This window comes from Marivita sp. (genome assembly GCF_017643905.1).
Classification (GTDB): Bacteria; Pseudomonadota; Alphaproteobacteria; order Rhodobacterales; family Rhodobacteraceae; genus Marivita.
The window spans coordinates 1-21242 of sequence record NZ_JAEPMO010000030.1; the positions used below are offsets into that span (position 1 = coordinate 1).

Genomic DNA, 21242 nt, shown 5'->3' on the forward strand with positions numbered 1-21242 from the left:
AATCACCCCGGAACAATTGGAGCTCTTCGACACCCTCGATATACCAAAACCCGCTTGATCCCTTCTCGGTAGTCACACAATGGCAGACCTGGCCATAACAATATCAATCACTTAGACGATTTGCTGTCGAACTTGGCTGGCCTCGGCCAAGGTGACCTGACCATCACCGTCCAAATCCCAGCTTTCGACGAAATGCCCGCCGGGGACATTTTGTTGGGCGGTTGCGGTTGTTGCTGCGAAAAGAAGGGCAAGAAGGATGGGGGATTTGGGCATGATGACCTCATACATATTAATTATTTGGAATATGTATTGCCGATAGATCTGATCTTCATCCCCCCAAAGTGTCGCAGGGTCTAGGCGACCAGTTCGTCGAACACATCCAAGGCCTTGCCCGCATACATCAGGCCGGGGCCACCGCCCATCTGGATGCAGGTGGCCAGCACCTCGGACACCTCTTCGCGGGTTGCTCCCAGACGGATCAGCGCTTCGGTGTGGAAGAGGATGCACGGCTCGCAACGCGTGGCTACGGCAATGCCAAGGGCCACGTATTCCTTTTCCTTGAAGGTGAGCGCCGCGTCTTTCTTGACGGTCTTGCCCAAGGCCCCGAAGGCGGCAGTCGTGTCAGGGATTGCGCCGTTGAGAGATTTTAACTGTGCTTTCATGTCGGTGAGTTTGGCTTTCCAGCTCATATCATGCTCCTGCGATGTGTTTGCCTCGCAAGAGCATTCTGGTTCGCGACGGTCTTTGATGCAGATCAGGCACGCGGGCCGGGTGCAAAAAAGAAGGCCGGACACAGCGTCCGGCCTTTGCAACTTCTGTGATCTGTTCGGCGCCTTACCCCAGCAGGCGCCGCGCGATGACCTGCGCCTGAATCTCAGCCGCCCCTTCGAAGATGTTCAGGATGCGCGCGTCACACAGGATGCGGCTGATCTTGTATTCCAGCGCGAAGCCGTTGCCGCCGTGGATTTGCAGCGCGTTGTCGGCCGCAGCCCAAGCCACACGTGCACCCAGCAGCTTGGCCATGCCTGCTTCAAGGTCGCAACGGCGGCCTTCGTCCTTTTCGCGTGCCGAGAAGTAGGTCAGCTGACGCGCGATCATGATTTCGACCGCCATCATCGCCAGTTTCGAAGCGACACGGGGGAAGTTGATCAGCGATTTGCCAAATTGCTTGCGGTCCTGCGCATACTTCATGCCTTCGTCCAGCGCAGATTGCGCGACGCCGATGGCCCGGGCGGCGGTCTGGATGCGGGCGGACTCAAACGTCTCCATAAGCTGTTTGAAGCCTTTGCCCTCTTCCATGCCGAGCAGGTTCTCGCCCTTCACTTTGAAATCGTCGAAGTTCAGCGTGTATTCCTTCATGCCGCGATAGCCGAGGACTTCGATCTCACCGCCCGAGATTCCGGGATTCTGCCAGGGCTGTTCGTCGGTGCCGGGGGTCTTTTCGGCGAGGAACATCGACAGACCACGGTAGTCGGTGGTGTCGGGGATTGTACGGGCCAGCACGGTCATTACATGCGTACGGGCCGCATGTGTGATCCACGTTTTGTTGCCGTTGATGACCCAATCGCCGTTTTCGTCTTTCACGGCTTTGGTGCGGAGCGACCCAAGGTCGGAGCCGGTGTTCGGTTCCGTAAAGACAGCGGTCGGGAGGATCTCACCAGAGGCAAGGCCCGGCAGCCATTTGGCTTTCTGTTCGTCCGTGCCGCCAGCGATCACCAACTCTGCAGCGATCTCGGACCGCGTGCCCAGAGAGCCGACACCGATATAGCCGCGCGAAAGTTCCTCGGAGACCACGCACATGGAGTTCTTGGAGAGCCCAAAGCCGCCATGTTCTTCCGGAATGGTCAGGCCGAAGACGCCCATTTCGGCCAACTCGTCGATGATCTCCATCGGGATGAGTTCGTCCTTGAGGTGCCATTCGTGCGCGTAGGGCTCCACCTTGTCGAGCGAGAAGCGGCGGAATTGTTCGCGGATCATGTCGAGTTCATCGTCAAGGCCGCAGGCCCCCACGGTCAGCTCTGCGCTGCGCTCCTGCATGAGTTCGACAAGACGCATACGGGCCGCCTGGGTATTGGCGCTCTGGGTCAGCTGCAAGACCTCTGGTGTCATCAGAACACGCATGTCGTCCTGAGACAGGCCGATGTCCTGAAGGCGGACCATTTCGCCCTGGTTCATCTGGATGCCGCCGTAGATCTGCCAGAGGTATTCGCCAAAAGCGATCTGGTGGATCAGCTGTTCGACCTCGCCAAACTTGCCATCAGCAGACAGACGTTCGGCCCAGCCCTGCATCTGGCGCAGGGATTCCACATAGGTGGCAAGCCATGCAAGGCCGTGTGCTGCCGTCTGGTTTTCTTCGATCAGGGCACCTGAAACCCGGCCATCCGCTTCGACCATACCCCGCACGCGGGCGTTCGCCACCTCGAGGATGGTGTTTGCCGGTTCGATTGCCGCACCTGTCAGCGCCAGCAGATCAGGGAGGACCGTTGCAGTGGTCAGGGTCAGGTCTTGTCCATCATGGGCCATGAATCACGTCCTTTTCAGCTTTCGCGCTCAATATCTATTTTGCAGGCGCAGCGCAACAAAAATACCAAACTGGCTCTGGATTTGTTTCAATCTTTCGTCTTGAATTGTTTCTGCGCGGCGCTAGCCGCACTGCGCGCGCAGAAACAAAAAAGGGCGAGCACACCTGAGTATGGTACGCTCGCCCTTTATTTCCAAGCGCCTTTCGACGCAGGTGCCTTAGCCGATGGCGGCGGCTTTCACGTCGTCGTCGATGAACGGCACGTATTGCGCAAAATTGTCGGCAAACATCTGCACCAGCTTGGCGGCCTGTGCGTCATATGCCTCTTTGTCGTTCCAGGTGCGGCGCGGATCAAGCAGCATGTCCGGCACACCTTCGACCTTGACCGGCACTTCGAAGCCGAAGTTGGGGTCTTTGCGGAACTCGGCCTCGGCAAGGCTCCCGTCGAGGGCGGCTGTCAGCAGGGCGCGGGTTGCCTTGATCGGCATCCGCTGTCCAGAACCGTAGGCCCCGCCGGTCCAGCCGGTGTTTACCAGCCAGCACGTCGCACCATGCGACGCGATCTTTTCGCGCAGCAGGTTGCCATAAACCTCGGGGCGGCGCGGCATGAAGGGCGCGCCGAAGCAGGTCGAGAACGTGGGCTCCGGTTCGGTGACGCCACGCTCTGTCCCGGCCACCTTGGAGGTGAAGCCAGACAGGAAGTGATACATCGCCTGTGCCGGTGTCAGCCGCGCGATTGGAGGCAGAACGCCGAACGCGTCGCAGGTCAGCATGATGATGTTTTTCGGATGTCCACCAAGCGCGCTTTCGGACGCGTTCGAAATGTAGTCGAGAGGGTAGGCGCAGCGCATGTTCGCGGTCAGGCTGTCGTCCTTGAAATCAAGCTCGAACGTCTCGGGATCGAACATCATGTTCTCGATGACTGTTCCGAACTTGGTGGTGGTCGCGTAGATCTCGGGCTCGGCCTCGGCTGACAGGTTGATCGTCTTGGCGTAACAGCCGCCTTCGAAGTTGAAGGTGCCGCGGTCGGACCAGCCGTGTTCGTCGTCGCCGATCAGAACGCGGTTCGGGTCAGCGGAGAGTGTGGTCTTGCCGGTGCCCGAAAGGCCAAAGAAGATCGCGGTGTCGACCGGGTTGCCAACGGCGTGGTTGGCCGAGCAGTGCATCGGCATGATGCCCTTTTCCGGCAACAGGTAGTTCAACAGCGAGAAGATGGATTTCTTGTTCTCGCCTGCGTATTCGGTGCCGCCGATCAGGATCAGCTTCTTGTCGAAGTTCATTGCGATCACTGTTTCGGACCGGCAGCTGTGTTTCTTGGGGTCAGCCTTGAACGACGGGCAATTGATGACCGTGAAATCAGCCGTGAAGCTGTCGAGGTCTTCGCGTTCCGGGCGGCGCATCATGTGACGGATGAAGAGGTTGTGCCACGCCAGTTCCTGAATGAAGCGCACGTCGATGGAGTGCTTGGGATCGGCGCCGCCAACGAGGTCCTGCACGAAGTATTCGCGGCCTTTCATGTGCTCGAGCATGTCGGCATAAAGCGCGTCGAACCCTTCGGGTGACATGGGCGCGTTGTTTTCCCACCAGATCGTGTCGGCCACGCTGTCAGTCTTGACGACGTGCTTGTCCTTGGGGGACCGCCCGGTGAACTTGCCGGTGGTCACAAGGAACGCCCCACCATTGCCCAGCGTACCTTCGCCGCGTTTGAGCGCGGCTTCGATAAGCGCGGGCTCTGTGAGGTTGTAATAGACATTGCCAAGCCCGTTGATCTGTTGATCTTCCAGCCGGAATTCCGGGTTCACCCGTCCAAATGTCATTTGCCAAGCTCCTGTAGCCGCGCGTCGTGCGGCGGTATTGAAGAGGGACTAAGAGGTCACGTCCCACCCGTGGCGGAACGCCCAGGGTATTGGCCTCTTAGCATGTCGTTTCCAAATCTGAACAGGACGCAATCGCGCAGTTAGCGCAACCAAAACGGGTTTAGCGCAACCATGGCCGCTCTCCGCTCACCGGTGTGATGCAAATTAGTCATCCGTAAGGAATTTTCCGTCTCAATAAGGCAGTCGGTGCGGAGTGATTCGCAGAATTGAGTTGGCGCAAACGGAAAAAAGCCACATAATGGCGGAAAAAAATATAATTGAGAGCAGAACAAGGAACACCATCCATGTCGAAAATCGCCCTTGTGGACGATGACAGGAATATCCTGACATCGGTCGCGATCACCCTTGAGGCTGAGGGTTTCGAGGTTGAGACCTATAATGACGGACAGGCCGCGCTGGACGCATTCAACAAGAAGATGCCGGACATGGCCGTCTTCGATATCAAGATGCCACGCATGGATGGCATGGACCTGTTGCAACGGGTGCGTCAGAAATCGAAGATGCCGGTCATCTTCCTGACGTCCAAAGATGACGAAATCGACGAAGTTCTGGGCCTTCGCATGGGTGCGGACGACTACGTCAAGAAGCCGTTTTCCCAGCGTCTTCTGGTTGAGCGCATTCGCGCGCTCCTGCGCCGCCAGGACGCGATTTCCGGCGATGCCAACGGTATCGAGGTTGAAGAGACCAAACTGATGGTGCGGGGCAACCTGACCATGGACCCGCTGCGCCATTCGGTATCCTGGAAAGGTCAGGACGTGTCGCTGACCGTGACGGAATTCCTGCTGTTGCAGGCTCTTGCGCAGCGTCCGGGTTTCGTGAAATCGCGCGATCAACTGATGGATGTGGCCTACGACGATCAGGTCTATGTCGATGACCGCACCATCGACAGCCACATCAAGCGGCTGCGCAAGAAAATGCGCACGGTCGATAACGACTTCTCGGCTATCGAAACGCTTTACGGGATCGGGTACCGTTACAACGAAGAGTGACCATGGCACTGGTTGAGGGTGTGACCCACGGCAAGGACGGCGGGCGCAAGGACGCGGATGTGGTGCTCGGGGACGATTGGGTCGCCCCCGACAGAACAGTCGAGTCCGAAGTGCGCAACAGCCGCGAAAAGCGCGGGCTGTTTTCTCTCAACCGGTCCCCCCTGACCCGCAAGATCATCACCTTCAATCTGGTTGCCCTCAACTTTCTTGTTGCGGGCATCCTGTTTCTCAACTCGTCGCGGGACACGCTGGCCGAACAAAAGGCCGAAGCGGTCCGCGTCGAGGTGGAATTGATCGCAGACGTCTTCGAAGCGCAGGCCATGCAGGCCGAGTCCGTCAATCTTGGAACGGGCGAAGGCATTGACGTGTCCGAAACGCTCGACAATCTCGAGATGAGGCGCGGCTTGCAGGTGTTCGTTTTTGACGCCGCACGGTTTCTCGTCGGAAATGTCGACGCATCGAGCGGTGCAAACGGGCTTTCTATCGCGGAAAAGCCGACCGTCATTTCCGATTTCCTTCTCACCGTCTGGAGCAGCGTGTCATCGGTCTTTCAGCCAGATGAAAGCAGGCAACCGCTGACGCTGGAAGACATCCTGCGGCGCCAGATCGAAGAGACCGATCCGACCCTCACGCGGATCGAGCGGTCTGAAGGGCCGAATGGTGAGACTATCTTCACCGCGCTCAGCCCAATCGAGGTCTACAGCGGTGTTGCTGGGACAATTGCTCTGGTCAGTTATGCGCCCGAAATCGACGCAGCGGTTCGACTTGAGCGCGAGAATGTGTTGCAGATGTTCGTGATCGCCACACTCGTGTCGATTGGTCTGAGCCTTGTTCTGGCCTCGACCATCTCAAACCCGATTTCGAACCTTGCCGATGCCGCCGAAGTGGGCCGTGATCGCAACCGTCGCAACGTGTCCTCGGGGCGCATTCGCATCCCGGACCTGACCGCGCGGCCGGACGAGATTGGGCGGCTGTCTGGTGCTTTGCGTGGCATGGTCGCCGCGTTGTATGACCGGATCGATGCGAATGAACAGTTTGCAGCCGATGTGGCGCATGAAATCAAGAATCCGCTCGCCTCTCTTCGGTCCGCTGTGGGAACCCTGCGGTTGGCCAAGCGGCCTGACCAAGTCGAACGTCTTCTGGATGTGATCGACCACGATGTCCGCCGCCTTGACCGTCTTGTCAGCGACATCTCGAACGCATCCCGCCTCGACAGCGAGTTGGTCAAGGAAGAAGAAGCCGAATTCAACCTTCTCGACATGCTGCGCAATCTGGCGCAGTTCCTTGGCGATGATGCCAAGCGGCAGGGCATCGAATTCATCGCGGATTTGCCGGATCGTCCGATCCTTGTGCATGGGCTTGAGGCCCGTCTGGCACAGGTGTTTGTCAACCTCATCACCAATGCAATCAGCTTTTGCGAAGATGGCGATGCCATCCGGATCTGGGCGCGCCGTCGGGAGAACCGTGTTTTGATCGTGGTCGAAGACACAGGCCCCGGCATTCCGGACGAAGCGCTGACCAAGATCTTCAAACGATTTTATTCTCAACGTCCTGAAACGGATTTCGGGAACAATTCCGGGCTTGGTCTGGCGATTTCCAAGCAGATCGTCGAGGCGCATGGCGGTGTGATCTGGGCCGAAAATATCCGCCTGACCGAGGCTGACGCTACATCCGAACCGCTCGGCGCGCGATTTGTCGTCGGATTGCCGGTCTAGGCCGCCACATGTCCGACCCTGAACCATTGGTTCTTCATGCAACCGCAGTCGCACTTGGTGACAAGGCTGTGCTGATTACAGGATCATCCGGCAGCGGGAAGTCTTCTTTGGCACTCGAAATGATGGCGCGCGGGGCGACGCTGGTTTCCGATGACCGTGTGATCCTGTCGCGCAGCGGGCAGACCGTGATGCTGTCCTGCCCCGAATTTCTGAGCGGCATGATCGAAGCACGTGGCGTGGGCCTCTTGCATGCCAGCTACCGGTCGCGTGTTGCGCTCGCCCTCGTGGTGGATATGGACCAGATTGAAACCGACCGATTGCCTGCGCACCGCACCATCACGCAGCTATCGCAAACGTTTCCATTGCTTCACAATGTTGCGTCAGGGCATTTTCCTGCCGCTATTTTGCAATATCTACGCTCCGACGGGCGTGCGGACATGCAGCCCTGAGCGCAGAAGCAGAGACATGGCGACACAACCCGATCCAGTTCGCGTCGTATTGGTAACCGGCCCTTCGGGTGCGGGTCGCAGCACTGCGATCAACGTCCTTGAGGACTTGGGGTTTGAGGCAATCGACAACATTCCGCTGCGCATGATCCCCCGCCTGTTCGAGGGCGAACCATCGACGCATCCGCTGGCTTTGGGCATTGATGTGCGCAATCGCGATTTTTCGCTGTCGCGCCTGTTGGACCTGCATGACGATCTGGTGCGACAGACCGATGGCCACGCCACGCTGCTCTACCTTGATTGCCGACCGGACATCCTCTTGCGGCGCTATTCGGAAACCCGCAGACGCCATCCCATGGCACAGGGCGAAACGCCCGAAATCGGGATTGCCCGCGAAATTGAACTTCTGGGACCGGTCGAAACGCGAGCCGATATCCTTATCGACACATCTCATTTGTCACCGCATGATCTCAAGGCAGAGCTGCATCAATGGTTTGCAGATGCATCCTCCCAGAAACTGTCGGTCGCTCTGCAATCATTTTCCTACAAGCGCGGCATCCCCCATGGTGTCGATATGGTGTTCGACTGCCGCTTTCTTGCAAACCCCCATTGGGAACCAGGGCTTCGCAACCAGACCGGGCTGGACGCCGACGTGCAGGACTTTGTCGCAAAGGACAGTCGCTTGCCCGTATTCCTTTCCAAAATCACCGAAATGCTGGCGTTCTTGCTGCCAGAAGTTGATCGCGAAGGTAAAACACACGTATCGATTGGGATTGGATGTACCGGCGGGCAACACCGTTCGGTTGTCGTAACGGAACGGGTCGCGCGAACCCTTGCAGAGCAGGGCTGGCGAGTGTCAATTGGCCACAAGGAACTGGCGCGCCGGGGGATGGCACCCGCTGGGAATGCAGTCGTGCCGGATCTTGGAGGGTTGGCAAAGTGATCGGCATCGTGATCGTGGCTCACGGCGGTTTGGCGCAGGAATACCTGTCTGCCGTCGAACATGTCGTTGGTCATCAACCCGGCATGGCTGCCGTTTCCATTGATGCGGACCACAATCGCGACGCCAAGCAGAACGAGATTTGCCGTCTTGCCGATGAGGTCGATAAGGGCGACGGCGTGGTGATCGTGACAGACATGTTCGGCGGGTCTCCATCGAACCTGAGTCTGAGGGCCTGTCAGCCGGAGAATCGTCGGATTGTCTACGGCGCCAACCTGCCGATGTTGATCAAACTGGCGAAAAGCCGCGACAAATCGGTGCCGGAGGCCGTTCGTGCTGCGTTGGATGCAGGGCGGAAATACATTGACAGCCAAGACATAACTCTGGATCAGAGCGTCTGATCACAAGGGTTTAGGGAGGCCCGGCACCATGTCTGCAACCGCGCAGCGCGTCTTGAAGATCGTGAACGAAAAGGGTTTGCACGCGCGCGCGTCTGCAAAGCTGGTCGAGGTGGTCGAAGGATTTGACGCAACGGCAGAAGTCCGCAAGGACGGAATGAGCGCATCCGGCGACAGCATCATGGGCCTTTTGATGTTGGCAGCCTCCAAAGGAACCTCTATTGAGGTAGTGACTTCAGGGCCTGACGCTGAGGCCCTTGCCACCGCAATCGAAACCTTGGTGGCCGATCGCTTTGGAGAAGGCAGCTGATCCTCTGGATTGGTTTGACCGACTAGGAACAGGACGGCGCACTGCCTCATGGTTGAAAGCTATCAGCATACGACATCGGACGCGCACCCTGTGGCGCAGACCGATGTTCCCTACGATAAGCGCAAGCTGAGCTACGCCAACACGTTCACCAATCCGTGGAAGGCGAACACCATCCGTGCCATGGAATGGATGACGGGCAAGATTCCGTTGTTGCGTCTGGTGCGGCGGTTTGAACGGATGGGGCCTGCCGAAGGCCAGGCCTTCTGGGGTCAGGCGCTGGGGTTGATGAACATTCGCCTTGAGACGCCGCAGGAGCAGATTGCGCGTATTCCCAAGGAAGGTCCTGTGATCGTGGTGGCCAATCATCCCCACGGTCTGGTCGACGGAATGATCCTTGCCGAATTGATCGGACGGGTTCGGACGGACTACAAGATTTTGACGCGGTCCTTGCTTACCGGTGTAACCGAGATCGAGGAGTTCATGATTCCGGTGCCATTTCCCCATGAGGAAGACGCACGGGAACAAAGCCTTGAAATGCGCAGCCGGGCGATGAGCCATCTCAAGAAGGGGGGCGTGATCGCGCTGTTCCCTTCGGGGGTGGTCGCGTCGAGCGACAGTTTCTTTGGTCCCGCCATAGAGCGTGTCTGGAATCCGTTTACCGCCAATCTGATCCAGCGGTCCGGTGCAACTGTGGTTCCGATCTTCTTTCCGGGTCAGAACTCGCGCCTGTACCAGATGGCCAGTCAGGTATCCGCGACCCTGCGGCAAGGTTTGCTGATTCACGAGGTGATACAGGCCTGCGGAAAGCCACAGGCACCGGTTGTCGGGGAACCGATTTCCGCAGATGCGATCGAGGCATTTGCGGGGCGCAGCCGCGATTTCGTCGCATCGCTGCGTGAAACGACGATGGGTCTGGGTCAGAAGCCTTAACGCGTCGGGACGGGTGTTTCGCCGCGATAATCGTAAAATCCGCGCTGCGTCTTGCGGCCCAGCCATCCTGCTTCGACATACTTGGTCAGCAGCGGGCAGGGGCGGTATTTCGTATCGGCCAAACCGTCATGCAGCACGTTCATGATTGCAAGACAGGTGTCCAAACCGATGAAATCCGCGAGTTCCAGTGGACCCATCGGGTGGTTCGCGCCCAGCTTCATCGACTGGTCAATCGAATTCACGTTTCCGACGCCTTCGTACAGCGTGTACACCGCTTCGTTGATCATCGGCATCAGGATGCGGTTGACGATGAAGGCGGGGAAATCCTCGGCTGACGCGGCGGTCTTGCCCAGTTTCTCGACGACACCGAGGCAGGTTTCGTAGGTTTCCTTGTCGGTTGCGATGCCGCGGATCAGTTCCACCAGTTGCATCACCGGAACCGGGTTCATGAAGTGAAACCCCATGAATTTTTCCGGGCGGTCGGTACGGCTCGCCAGACGTGTGATCGAGATCGACGAGGTGTTCGACGTCAGGATCGTGTGCTCACCCAGATGCGGCAGCAGGCTGTCAAAGATTTTTTGCTTGATCGTTTCCTGTTCGGTTGCCGCTTCGATGATCAGGTCGGTCTGCGCGACCTGCGGCAGGTCTTGGGTGATGACGATGCGCGCCATCGCCTGATCCCGTTCTGCTTGGGTGATCTTCTCGCGGCTGACCTGACGATCCATGTTCCGCGCGATCAGGTCCATGGCCCGCTTCAGGGCATCCTCGCTGATATCATTCAGGACAACATCATACCCGGCCAAGGCCATGACATGGGCGATCCCGTTGCCCATCTGTCCAGCCCCGACCACGCCGATTGAATTGACCGTCATGCGACTGCTCCATCCGTTTCGCCGCAACAATGACCTGTGGGGCAGGGGGCTGCAAGGCGGATCGGGGCGATGCCTCGATTTTTAGCTTTAGCGTTTTGGGAACCGAATCACGGCACCTTGATCCTTGGGTGAAGAAAAGGGTTGGGTGAATGGATATTTCCTCGACGCGCAATCAAGCTGTTGATTATGCGCCGTGTCGCTATGGTGGATCGCGATTGTGGTTTCGGGGGCCGCGACGGTCGCTGCGGTCGTCCTATGTGGCCTGTCTGGGCGGGTGCGGTGTCTACGGCCGCTACGTGGCGCGTCCATGGACGCAACTTCTCGAAGCGCGGGTTGGCTGCACCGTGGTGAACCTCGGGGTCGAGAATGCGGGCATTGACGCCTATCTCAACGATCCGGGGGCTTTGGCCACCGCTGCGAACGCGCGCGTGGTGGTGATTCAACTGACGGGCACGCACAATATCTCGAACCGGTTCTACGCAACTCATCCGCGTCGCAACGACCGGTTTCTCAAAGCCTCTCAGGCACTTATCTCGTTGTATCCTGAAATGGATTTTACCGAAGTTCACTTCACACGCCATCTGTTGTCACGCTTGCACACCATCTGTCCCGAACGGTTCGATATGGTCGCGCGTGAAGTGCAAACCGCGTGGCAGGCGCGCATGCGGTCGCTGCTTGCACAGATGACCGGGGATGTGGTCCTGCTTTGGTTTTCGTCCAATCCGCTGCGCGATACTTTTGGCCACGGTGATGACCTGTTCCTCAGCCGCGAAATGGCTGATGGGCTTGCGCCGCACGTGCGGGCTTTGATCGAGGTTCAGCCCAAGACGTGGCGTGCGCCAGATGAATTTCTTGATGTGCCGCCATTGGAGATCTCGCGGGCAGCTCATCTTCCGGGGGCGGCGGCACATGCGGAAGTGGCGGAAGCGCTGGCGCAGGCGATTATTCCGGCGCTGCAATAGAAAACGGCGCGCCTTTGACGGGCGCGCCGGTCGGTCTGGTTTACTGCTGAGATCAGCTGAGCTTTTCGGTGAGTTCCGGGACGGCCTGGAACAGGTCCGCCACAAGCCCGAAATCCGCGACCTGGAAGATCGGGGCTTCTTCGTCCTTGTTGATGGCGACGATGATCTTGCTGTCCTTCATGCCCGCAAGGTGCTGAATCGCACCCGAGATGCCGACGGCGATGTAGAGATCAGGCGCAACCACCTTGCCGGTCTGACCCACCTGCCAGTCGTTCGGGGCGAAGCCCGAGTCGACAGCAGCGCGCGACGCGCCAACGGCGGCGCCCAGGGTGTCGGCCAGCTTTTCGATCATGGCGAAGTCGCTTTCGGACCCAACGCCACGACCGCCGGAGACCACGATGCCCGCAGAGGTCAGTTCGGGACGGTCGCTTGCGGCGACCTTGTCTTCGACCCATTCGCTGAGGCCCGGATTGTCGCCGACTGCGATGGCGTCGACGGATGCCGAGCCGCCGGTCGGTGCGGCGTCAAAGGTCGACGTCCGGAACGAGATCACCTTGGTCGCATCCGAGGATTTGACGGTCTGGATCGCGTTGCCCGCGTAGATCGGGCGCCCGAACGTGTCGGCATCCACAACGGCAGTCACGTCGGTGATCACCATCACATCCAGAAGCGCTGCAACGCGCGGCAGGATGTTCTTGGCGTCCGTCGTCGCGGGGGCGACGATGTGGCTGTAATCGCCTGCAATAGATGCGATCAACGCAGAGACAGGCTCGGCCAGACGATGCCCGTAAAGCGCATCTTCGGCCAGCAGCACCTTGGACACACCTTCGATGGTCGCCGCTTCGTCAGCGGCGGCTTTAGCAGACGCGCCAGCGGCCAGAACGGTCACGTCACCCAACGCTTTGGCGGCGGTCACGGTCTTGGCGGTGGCGTCCATCGCCAGTGCGCCATCGGTGATTTCGGCAATCAGAAGAACGGCCATTACACAGCTCCCACTTCTTTGAGTTTCGCGACCAGCTCGTCGACCGAGCCCACCTTGATGCCCGCTGCACGCTCCGACGGTTCGGAGGTCTTCACGATCTCAAGGCGCGGTGTGACATCGACGCCGTAATCGGCGGCTGTCTTTTCATCGAGCGGCTTTTTCTTCGCTTTCATGATGTTCGGCAGCGACGCATAGCGCGGCTCATTGAGACGCAGGTCGGTCGAAATGATCGTCGGCATCTTGACCTTGATGGTCTGCAAGCCGCCGTCGACTTCGCGCGTCACAACCGCATGATCTCCGTCGATGTCGACATTGTTGGCATACATCGCCTGCGACCAGCCCAAGAGCGCCGACAGCATCTGGCCGGTGGCGTTCATGTCATTGTCGATGGCCTGCTTGCCGCAAAGCACCAGGCCCGGCGCTTCGTCCTTGACGATGGCGGCAAGGATTTTCGCCACGGCCAGCGGTTCGATATCGGTGTGCACGTCATCGGCGGCAACCACGAGGATTGCGCGGTCTGCACCCATCGCCAAGGCCGTGCGCAAGGTTTCCTGACTCTGCTTGACGCCGATGCTGACGGCGACGATCTCGTCGGCTTTGCCCGCTTCCTTCAGACGAATGGCCTCTTCTACGGCGATCTCGTCAAAGGGGTTCATCGACATCTTGACGTTGGCGAGATCGACACCGGACCCATCCGCTTTGACGCGAACTTTCACGTTGTAATCGATCACGCGTTTGACAGGTACCAAGACCTTCATGGGCGAGTTCCTCTCGTTGGGATCGCAGGGAAATCTGCGATTCTGACGTTTCGTTCCGGGGAAGGGATACCGAACCCTGAACAGGGGAAACAGGGCAAAATCGTCACGTTAGCGCCATCGGACGTCGCGTTTTTCAGTATTTGCCCTGAGTCATGCTGTGATGCGGCATCAATCGCAGATGTTCTGAAGGGCCCGCCATTCCTGCGCCGTCAACAGCGGAACCGCCTCGAAACCGCTTGGAGTCGCGTCCCGGGCGGCTTGAACACGGTCACCGAGGGAGGGGTGGCTGAGGAAATGCGCGACAAACGGGCTGGTTTCGCCTCCAAGTTCGCGAAACCGTTCGAACATCGTGGCCAAGGCCGATGGGGCGATCTGCGCCTCGATCAGAACAGAATGGGCAAAGACATCTGCATCCGCCTCTGCGCCCTGACTGTATTGTGCTTCGATCAGACGCTCTGCCAGTAACAGGACGGCGGCGCCCCCGGCGAAATCCCCGAACAGAAGGCCCAGAACACCCAAAGATCCGGCGGACCGCAGCGCATGGCGTGTGGGATCGCGGCTCACCACATGGCCGATTTCATGTGCAAAGACGGCGGCCACTTCTTCGGGGGTTTGCGCTTTGTCGATGAGGCCGCGGCAAAACACGATGTAATTGCCGGGCAAGGCAAAGGCGTTGATCATCTCGTGATCCAAAACCGACACCGTCAGCGTTTGCTGCTCGGGCAAGGCATTCTGCAATCGGGTTTCCATCTTGGCCAAAGCGGCCAGACCGTCTGGGTTGTCGCAGACCGGTACAGGGTTCAGCCCGGTTTGATCCAAGGCAGTGCGGATCTGGTTCAGCGTAACCTCACCCAACGCGCGCTCGCCTTCGGGTGGGATGAAGCGGGCAAGCTGGTTGGCCATCGTCGGGACCAGAACGAAAATGATCAGCGCGACCGACGCCAAAGCGGCCATGGCCCAAACGATCAGCGGGCCGCGTTTGGTCACTTTGGGTCGCTTGGTACGGTTTGGTAGGCGCGGTGCCAATGTGTGGTCCGCAAGCACGATGCGTTGAACCGGATCATTGGCCAGTTGAAGCACCATCTGGTCGCCCCCCGCCTGATCGGGAACCTCGCGGATCTCGGTCAAAGGCCAACGAATTTCCGCACCTGTATCCGCCAGCCCGACAAGCGCCTTGGTGTCTTCGTCCACGGTCAAAGCCACATGTGCCGGCGCAGCGCGGATGCCATCGAAGTAAGTCGCAGCGGCAGAGAAGGGTTCGGGGGCGCGGCCCACGCGCAGAACAGTCATAGCGATGCCCCAACGTCCAGCGCGTCGGCAAAGCCTTCGGCTTCGGCGAACTCGTCGCGCGGGCGCTGCCGGATGTCCGAGGTGGCTGAGGCAGGCGCGAGCGTGAGGGTCGAGAAATAGTGACGGATCACCGGCAAGGTGATGAACACATTGGTGAGTGCCGACCACAGCAGGAAGATAGTGAAATAGATCATCACGCTCAGCCCGATGATGACGTATCGCCCAAGACCCGCAACCGGTGCAATCACGTCCTCCAGTCCCATCTCGGTGAGAATGTCGGCGGACTGGATCAGCAAGAGTAGAAACCCGAGGACCATAAACGGGATGAAGACAGCAGCGGAGGCCAGAAGCGTGCCCAGAACGTAGATCATCAATACCCGGAATGCGCTTGGCGACAATGTGAAGCTGACGCAGTTGATCCTTTTGGTTTCAGTCAGACGCCGCAGGCTTTCGACACGGTAATAGAAGAGACCATAAAGGCCGATGAAGGTGGCGAACACGCAAATCCCTGCGCCCAGCGGGATGTTTTCCGCAAAGATAGCGCCGCCGCCGACCAAGGCGATCCCGAGTGCGAGGAACATTGGTTTCATCGCTGGATAGAGCATCGTCCACTTGCCGCCCTGTTCCATGCGGGCCGTGCCGAAAAATGTGCGGTCGGTTTTGTACTTCTCAAGCCAGAATGTCATGCGTGGCAACAGCAGACCAAGGCTGAGGAGTGTGACCGTCCAATGCAGGACCGCGCGCCACGCATAGCCCCATGCGCCTGGCTCGAGCCCGAACCGAAGGCCGCGCCAGCGGGTGCGGGCCAGGATGTATCGGCGGGCGCGATATTGGGCAAAGAACCAGAGCGGGATCACACCGACAAGGCTGGTGGCGTAGGCTGCGAAATTGTCCTGAAAGAGCGAGAAGCTCGCAAACATCAGGATCAGGTTTACGATGCCGATGTAGAAAGCCAGCACGACGACGGCAAAGAGAAACCCCAGAAGTTTTTCCATAGGGTCGCCCACGTATTCGAGCGGATAGCCTCCGGGCCGGATCGCGGACCAGTACCACCGGCGCAACCGCGTCCGCATCCAGAAACGGTAGAAACCAAGGGTCAGTACCGTCAGAAAACCTGTCTTGAGTGCCAGCCAGAACAGCGTAGTTCGGGTGCCAACGACCTCAGTGCGCAGCGTGTCCGCGTCAGGTGAAGGTGTTGTCTCTGGGGAAACCGCGCGGGGCCATACGTCCCGACCCGGCGCGCTTTCCTGCCCATTCGGCGAGGTCTGTTTCGGTTCTGGTGCGTCCGGCCGGATCGCGCCAGGTGAGGCCTTCTCCCAGGGTGAAGGTGGTTGCATCCGACAGGCCCCCGTCCTTGTACTTTTGCAGCCGCACGCCTTTCCCACGTCCCATTTCCGGGAGTTCGTCCAGAGCAAAAACCAGAACTTTGCGGTTTTCTCCGACAACGGCCACAGAGTCACCATTCACAGGTTTGCACACTTTGGCGCGTACATCACCATTGACGTTCAGAACTTGTTTCCCCGCGCGCGTCTGTGCAACCACTTCGGTTTCGGGAACGATGAACCCGTCGCCCGCGCTGGACGCCACCAGAAGTTTGCGCTCGGGATTGTGGATGAACAGCACAACGATCGCGGCTTCGTTCGGTAGGTCCACCATCAGGCGCAAGGGTTCACCCATGCCTCGCCCGCCCGGCAGGTTGGCCGCAGGGATCGTGTAAAAGCGACCATTCGAGCCGAAGACCAACAGTTTGTCGGTTGTTTCGGCGTGGAAGATAAAGCGCGGCCCGTCACCGTCTTTGAACTTCAACTCTCGGGTCAGGTCGATATGGCCCGTCATTGCCCGAATCCAGCCCATTTCCGAACAGACCACGGTGATCGGTTCACGTTCGATCATCGCCTCGATCGGCACATCCTCGACCTCGCCCGCTTCGGCGAAGGTGGTGCGGCGTTCGCCACCGGGATAATTCTTCCCAAAAGTCTTTTTGGTTTCGCGCAACTGCTCGGCGATCGCGTCCCATTGCAGATCGCCACTTTCGAGCAGGTCTTCGAGACCGGCACGCTCTTCCATCAGGCGATCACGCTCGGCGACCAGTTCCATCTCTTCGAGTTTGCGCAAGCTGCGCAGGCGCATGTTCAGGATCGCTTCGGTCTGAACCTCGGTCAAGCCCAGTTCGTCATGGCCCCCAACCATGGGCGGCGAGACATAGTCGCGCTCGTTCATGGCGCGGGGGTGATCCTTGCCCCAATCCTCGCGCATCAGCGCTGCCTTCGGGTCGTCGTCGTAGCGTATGATGTCGATCACGCGGTCAAGGTTCAGGAAGGCGACGATCAGCCCTTCCAAGACCTCAAGACGGTGGTCGATCTTGTCCATCCGGTGCTGGCTGCGCCGGATCAGGACTTCGCGACGGAAATCAAGGAAGGCACGCAGCACTTCCTTCATCGAACAGACCTTGGGCGTCAGACCATCGATCAGCACGTTCATGTTCAGACTGAAGCGCGTTTCCAGGTCGGAATTGCGGAACAGCATGTTCATGAGCACATCCGGGTCCACGTTCTTGGAGCGCGGCTCCAGCACCATGCGGATGTCATCGGCGGATTCGTCGCGGATATCGGCGAGGATCGGGACCTTCTTGGTCTGGATCAACTCGGCAAGCCGTTCGACCAGCTTGGATTTCTGCACCTGATAGGGGATTTCGGTGACAATGATCTGCCACTGACCCCGGCCCAGATCCTCGATCTCCCAACGGCAGCGCAAACGGATCGAACCGCGCCCGGTACGGTACGCCTGTGCAATTGAGTCGCGATCTTCGACGATCACACCGCCGGTTGGGAAATCCGGTCCAGGCACATAATTGAGCAGCGTGTCATCCCGCGCGTCCGGCACCTTGATCAGGTGCAGACAGGCGTCGATCAGTTCAGAAATATTGTGCGGCGGAATGTTGGTTGCCATGCCGACCGCAATCCCGCTTGATCCATTGGCCAGCAAGTTCGGGAATTGCGCGGGAAGGACAATCGGTTCTTCGAGCGTGCCGTCGTAATTGGCCCGGAAATCAACGGCATTCTCGTTCAACCCGTCCAGCAGCGCTTCGGCAACAGCAGTAAGGCGTGCTTCGGTATATCGAGCGGCAGCCGGGTTATCACCGTCGATATTGCCGAAATTCCCCTGACCGTCCACCAGCGGGTAGCGGACGTTGAAGTCCTGCGCGAGGCGCGCCATCGCGTCATAGATCGCGGCATCACCATGCGGATGGTAGTTGCCCATCACGTCGCCGCTGATCTTGGCCGACTTTCTGAAACCACCTGTGGAACTCAGACGCAGTTCGCGCATTGCATAAAGGATACGACGATGCACGGGCTTCAAACCGTCGCGTGCATCGGGCAGTGCCCGGTGCATGATCGTCGACAATGCATAGGTCAGGTACCGTTCCCCGATTGCTCGGCGGAGCGGTTCCGCAAAGTCGCGGGGGGTCATCTTGGGGTCATCGACATCATCAGCCATAGATGGTGTGATACTCAGACCCTCTGAGGCCGTAAAGCAATTGCGGGAATATTTTTTCGATTTCCCCTTCGGGTTGAACGGGGAATCAAGGTATTGCTCGGTGTGCGGTAGTCGAAAAGCCTGCCCAGGGGGTTGTTATGAATAGGTACATTCTCATCGCATTTGCGGTCATGGCGATGGCGTTTTACGAGTTGTCTGGTGGTGCGGATTTTGAGCCGGGGGACACCTCTCTGGTCATCTTCGCCGAACCCAAACCCATTGTGACCAAACCCGAGCCGCGTCCGGAGGTTGTTGCCCGCGCGAACACACGCGCTGCCGAACTGACCGACATCGCGCCGACACGGGCGCTGATCGAGCCTGTTTCGACCAACCCGGGTTCTGTTGTGACACCTGTGTCTTTGACAACGCAGGCGACAGAAGACAGCGTTGTCTCCCAGGACGTGCCTCAACCGACTGCGGTGGTCACCGACACCGTTGCTTCGATCCCTCAGGAAACACCTGATCTGCGCTTTGTGGATGGCGACCGTGTGAACATGCGCGGTGGTCCTGGGACCGATTATGCGGTTGTCGGAAAACTTTTCCGCAATGATATGGTCGAAGTTCTGAATGATGAAGGCAACGGTTGGCTGCACCTGCGTGCGACATCCACAGGGGAAGAAGGCTGGATCGCCGACTGGCTTGTGACGGCTGCCAACTGACGTGAGCGCGAAGACAATCCTGATAACCGGCTGCTCTTCGGGCATCGGACTTGATACGGCTCGACGGCTCAAGTCGTTGGGCTGGACGGTCTTCGCGTCGTGCCGTGCGCAAAAAGACTGTGATGCGCGTGCTGCCGAAGGGTTCGCCGCGCCGCAATTGGATTACGAGGACCCTGAAAGCATTGCGCGCTGCGCCGCGACGGTTCTTGAGGCCACCAACGGCGTGCTGGATGCCGTCTTCCATAATGGTGCCTACGCGTTGCCCGGCCCGCTGGAGGACATTCCCGCAGAGGGGATGCGCGCCCAGTTCGCGGCGAATTTTCTGGGCTGGCACGATCTGAACCGTCACCTGATCCCGGCGATGCGTCGTGCCGGCAACGGGCGAATCCTCTTCAATTCATCGGTTCTCGGCATTGTTGGCATGAAGTACCGTGGCCCATACGTAGCCACCAAGTTTGCGCTTGAAGGGTATGCCGATGTCTTGCGCATGGAGATGGCAGAGACCGCCATCAAGGTTGTGCTGATCGAACCGGGGCCGATCGAGACCGATTTCCGCAAGAACGCGATCAAACAATTTAAAAAATGGGTCGATTGGGAGTCCTCGGCGCGCCGTGCGCAGTATGAGGCATCATTGCTCGACATGTTGAAGAAGGGTGGGAGTTCTGGCGTGCAATGGCCTGCCTCGGCTGTGACTGATGCCGTAGTAAAAGCTCTGACCGCCTCGCGTCCCAAAGCGCGCTACCGGGTCACGACACCGACCCACGCCATGGCCATTGCCCGCCGCCTTTTGCCGACACGGGCGCTCGATTGGGTTTTGTCCAAAGGCTGACTTTTCATTCGCCTTGCGGCGCGATACGGCTACATCCCCGGGAACACCAACCGAAGGAAGACCCTGCCATGTCGCAAGACCCGCTGTTCATTGTCGTCGCTATCGCCTGTCTGGCGGTGGTGGCCATCCTGTTTTTCGGCATCGGCAGCTTTGCCAAGGGTGGAGAGTTCAACAAGAAATACGCCAACAGGGCGATGCGCTGGCGGATCATAGCGCAATTCGTGGCCGTGATGCTGATCCTGCTGTTCGTCTGGCTGCGAGGAGAGTGAACCATGGTCGTACTGAACAAGATTTACACCAAAACAGGCGATGACGGCGAAACCGCGCTGGGCAATGGGGCGCGTGTCGCGAAACATTCAATGCGCGTTACAGCGTATGGCACAGTGGACGAACTGAACTCGATTGTCGGTTTGGCGCGTCTGCAGGCAGACGACGATGTCGATGCCAGCCTGTCGCGAATCCAGAACGATCTCTTCGATCTTGGCGCGGACCTGTGCCGCCCGGATATGGAAAAGGATTCTGAGGCGGAATACACGCCGCTGCGCATCGTCGCATCACAGGTGAAACGGCTCGAGTCCGAGATCGACGCGATGAACGCCAAGCTGGAACCGCTGCGCAGCTTTATTCTGCCGGGTGGCGCGCCGCTTTCAGCCTACCTGCATCAGTGCAGGACTGTGGCGCGTCGGGCGGAGCGCTTGACGGTGGAACTGGCCACGATGGAAAGCGTGAACCCGGACGCGGTGAAATACCTGAACCGACTGAGTGACTGGTTCTTCGTGGCGGCCCGTGTTGCCAATGACGATGGCAAAGCGGACGTTCTCTGGGTGCCGGGAGCGACCCGCTAAGGCGGGCCGTTTTGGTTGACCAAAACGGGCGATGCGTCGACGCATCGCCCCGTCAGTCCCATCAGCCGTTCTTGTCGGTGACGTTTTCCTTGAACGCCACTTCGAATGCGGCCTTTTGCTCGCCCGTGGCTTCGGTCTGATACCGCGCTTTCCATTCCGACATCGGCATCCCGTAGAACGCTTCGCGCCCGGCATCCTTGTCCATTTCGATCCCGCGTTCGTTCGCGGCTTCCTGGTACCAGCGACTGAGGCAATTCCGGCAGAACCCGGTCAGGTTCATCATGTCGATGTTCTGCACATCAGGCCGGTCCTCGATCAGATGCTGGCGCAAACGGCGAAACGCGGCTGCTTCGATCTCGAGTTGGGTCTGTTCGTCCATCTT

The 21242-nt window shown here is 58.9% G+C and carries 23 protein-coding genes; 12 read left to right on the forward strand and 11 right to left on the reverse strand.

The annotated features are described in order from the left end of the window. Positions 1-111: 111 nt before the first annotated feature. The 4 genes from JJ869_RS06560 to JJ869_RS06575 all read right to left on the reverse strand — a co-directional run bounded on the left by JJ869_RS06560 (position 112) and on the right by JJ869_RS06575 (position 4338). Positions 112-273: a hypothetical protein gene (locus JJ869_RS06560; RefSeq protein ID WP_292265457.1), complete on the reverse strand. Its 162-nt coding sequence runs from the start codon at positions 271-273 to the stop codon at positions 112-114. 80 nt (positions 274-353) lie between these two features. Then, positions 354-689, reverse strand: coding sequence for a carboxymuconolactone decarboxylase family protein (locus JJ869_RS06565; protein ID WP_292265458.1), 336 nt, complete (start codon positions 687-689; stop codon positions 354-356). 145 nt (positions 690-834) lie between these two features. After that, positions 835-2523: an acyl-CoA dehydrogenase family protein gene (locus JJ869_RS06570; RefSeq protein WP_292265459.1), complete on the reverse strand. Its 1689-nt coding sequence runs from the start codon at positions 2521-2523 to the stop codon at positions 835-837. A 216-nt stretch (positions 2524-2739) separates the two neighbouring features. After that, positions 2740-4338 carry a phosphoenolpyruvate carboxykinase gene (locus JJ869_RS06575; protein WP_292265460.1) on the reverse strand — a complete coding sequence of 533 codons (1599 nt, stop codon included), beginning with the start codon at positions 4336-4338 and terminating at the stop codon, positions 2740-2742. A gap of 344 nt (positions 4339-4682) precedes the next feature. On the opposite strand from JJ869_RS06575, the gene JJ869_RS06580 reads away from it, so the two are divergent. From JJ869_RS06580 to JJ869_RS06610, 7 genes are read left to right on the forward strand one after another with little or no spacing between them, the layout of a single operon-like run. Beyond that, positions 4683-5387 carry a response regulator transcription factor gene (locus tag JJ869_RS06580; protein ID WP_292265461.1) on the forward strand — a complete coding sequence of 235 codons (705 nt, stop codon included), beginning with the start codon at positions 4683-4685 and terminating at the stop codon, positions 5385-5387. Between the two features lie 2 nt (positions 5388-5389). Next, on the forward strand, positions 5390-7102 hold the full coding sequence (locus tag JJ869_RS06585) for a sensor histidine kinase (protein WP_292265462.1): 1713 nt from the start codon (positions 5390-5392) through the stop codon (positions 7100-7102). Positions 7103-7110: 8 nt separating this feature from the next. Beyond that, positions 7111-7551, forward strand: a complete 441-nt coding sequence (locus JJ869_RS06590; protein WP_292265463.1) for a serine kinase — start codon at positions 7111-7113, stop codon at positions 7549-7551. Between the two features lie 16 nt (positions 7552-7567). Next, entirely contained in the window at positions 7568-8491 is a 924-nt protein-coding gene (gene rapZ, locus JJ869_RS06595) for an RNase adapter RapZ (protein ID WP_292265464.1), read from the forward strand. Continuing rightward, positions 8488-8889, forward strand: coding sequence for a PTS fructose transporter subunit IIA (locus tag JJ869_RS06600; RefSeq protein WP_292265465.1), 402 nt, complete (start codon positions 8488-8490; stop codon positions 8887-8889). Before rapZ ends, JJ869_RS06600 begins: the two co-directional genes overlap by 4 nt. Before the next feature lie 28 nt (positions 8890-8917). Further along, complete coding sequence (locus JJ869_RS06605) at positions 8918-9196, forward strand: HPr family phosphocarrier protein (protein ID WP_292265466.1); 279 nt, start codon at positions 8918-8920, stop codon at positions 9194-9196. Between the two features lie 48 nt (positions 9197-9244). Next, positions 9245-10126, forward strand: a complete 882-nt coding sequence (locus JJ869_RS06610) for a lysophospholipid acyltransferase family protein (protein WP_292265467.1) — start codon at positions 9245-9247, stop codon at positions 10124-10126. Here the strand turns inward: JJ869_RS06610 and JJ869_RS06615 are convergent. Then, on the reverse strand, positions 10123-10998 hold the full coding sequence (locus JJ869_RS06615) for a 3-hydroxybutyryl-CoA dehydrogenase (RefSeq protein WP_292265468.1): 876 nt from the start codon (positions 10996-10998) through the stop codon (positions 10123-10125). The genes JJ869_RS06610 and JJ869_RS06615 overlap by 4 nt on opposite strands. Positions 10999-11147: 149 nt before the next feature. On the opposite strand from JJ869_RS06615, the gene JJ869_RS06620 reads away from it, so the two are divergent. Then, complete coding sequence (locus JJ869_RS06620; RefSeq protein ID WP_292265469.1) at positions 11148-11960, forward strand: DUF6473 family protein; 813 nt, start codon at positions 11148-11150, stop codon at positions 11958-11960. Between the two features lie 52 nt (positions 11961-12012). On the opposite strand, the gene JJ869_RS06625 is transcribed toward JJ869_RS06620, so the two are convergent. From JJ869_RS06625 to JJ869_RS06645, 5 genes are all read right to left on the reverse strand, one after another. After that, the gene (locus tag JJ869_RS06625) at positions 12013-12942 is read right to left on the reverse strand and encodes an FAD-binding protein (RefSeq protein ID WP_292265470.1); all 930 of its coding nucleotides are present in this window, start codon (positions 12940-12942) and stop codon (positions 12013-12015) included. After that, positions 12942-13700: an electron transfer flavoprotein subunit beta/FixA family protein gene (locus tag JJ869_RS06630; RefSeq protein WP_292265471.1), complete on the reverse strand. Its 759-nt coding sequence runs from the start codon at positions 13698-13700 to the stop codon at positions 12942-12944. The genes JJ869_RS06625 and JJ869_RS06630 overlap by 1 nt, the downstream gene beginning before the upstream one ends. A 168-nt stretch (positions 13701-13868) precedes the next feature. Next, a complete protein-coding gene (locus JJ869_RS06635) occupies positions 13869-14990 on the reverse strand; it encodes a M48 family metallopeptidase (RefSeq protein WP_292265472.1) in 1122 nt (373 codons plus the stop codon). After that, positions 14987-16285, reverse strand: a complete 1299-nt coding sequence (locus JJ869_RS06640) for a DUF898 family protein (RefSeq protein ID WP_292265491.1) — start codon at positions 16283-16285, stop codon at positions 14987-14989. Before JJ869_RS06640 ends, JJ869_RS06635 begins: the two co-directional genes overlap by 4 nt. Then, the gene (locus JJ869_RS06645; RefSeq protein WP_292265473.1) at positions 16173-18488 is read right to left on the reverse strand and encodes a DNA topoisomerase IV subunit A; all 2316 of its coding nucleotides are present in this window, start codon (positions 18486-18488) and stop codon (positions 16173-16175) included. Before JJ869_RS06645 ends, JJ869_RS06640 begins: the two co-directional genes overlap by 113 nt. 137 nt (positions 18489-18625) lie before the next feature. On the opposite strand from JJ869_RS06645, the gene JJ869_RS06650 reads away from it, so the two are divergent. The 4 genes from JJ869_RS06650 to JJ869_RS06665 all read left to right on the forward strand — a co-directional run bounded on the left by JJ869_RS06650 (position 18626) and on the right by JJ869_RS06665 (position 20860). Then, positions 18626-19186, forward strand: a complete 561-nt coding sequence (locus tag JJ869_RS06650) for an SH3 domain-containing protein (RefSeq protein ID WP_292265474.1) — start codon at positions 18626-18628, stop codon at positions 19184-19186. Between the two features lies 1 nt (position 19187). Beyond that, a complete protein-coding gene (locus tag JJ869_RS06655) occupies positions 19188-20015 on the forward strand; it encodes an SDR family NAD(P)-dependent oxidoreductase (protein ID WP_292265475.1) in 828 nt (275 codons plus the stop codon). 68 nt (positions 20016-20083) lie between these two features. Next, positions 20084-20284: a twin transmembrane helix small protein gene (locus tag JJ869_RS06660; RefSeq protein ID WP_292265476.1), complete on the forward strand. Its 201-nt coding sequence runs from the start codon at positions 20084-20086 to the stop codon at positions 20282-20284. A gap of 3 nt (positions 20285-20287) precedes the next feature. Further along, entirely contained in the window at positions 20288-20860 is a 573-nt protein-coding gene (locus JJ869_RS06665) for a cob(I)yrinic acid a,c-diamide adenosyltransferase (RefSeq protein WP_292265477.1), read from the forward strand. A 61-nt stretch (positions 20861-20921) separates the two neighbouring features. Here the strand turns inward: JJ869_RS06665 and JJ869_RS06670 are convergent, their stop codons facing one another. Further along, entirely contained in the window at positions 20922-21239 is a 318-nt protein-coding gene (locus JJ869_RS06670) for a DUF1244 domain-containing protein (protein ID WP_292265478.1), read from the reverse strand. Between the last annotated feature and the right edge of the window lie 3 nt (positions 21240-21242).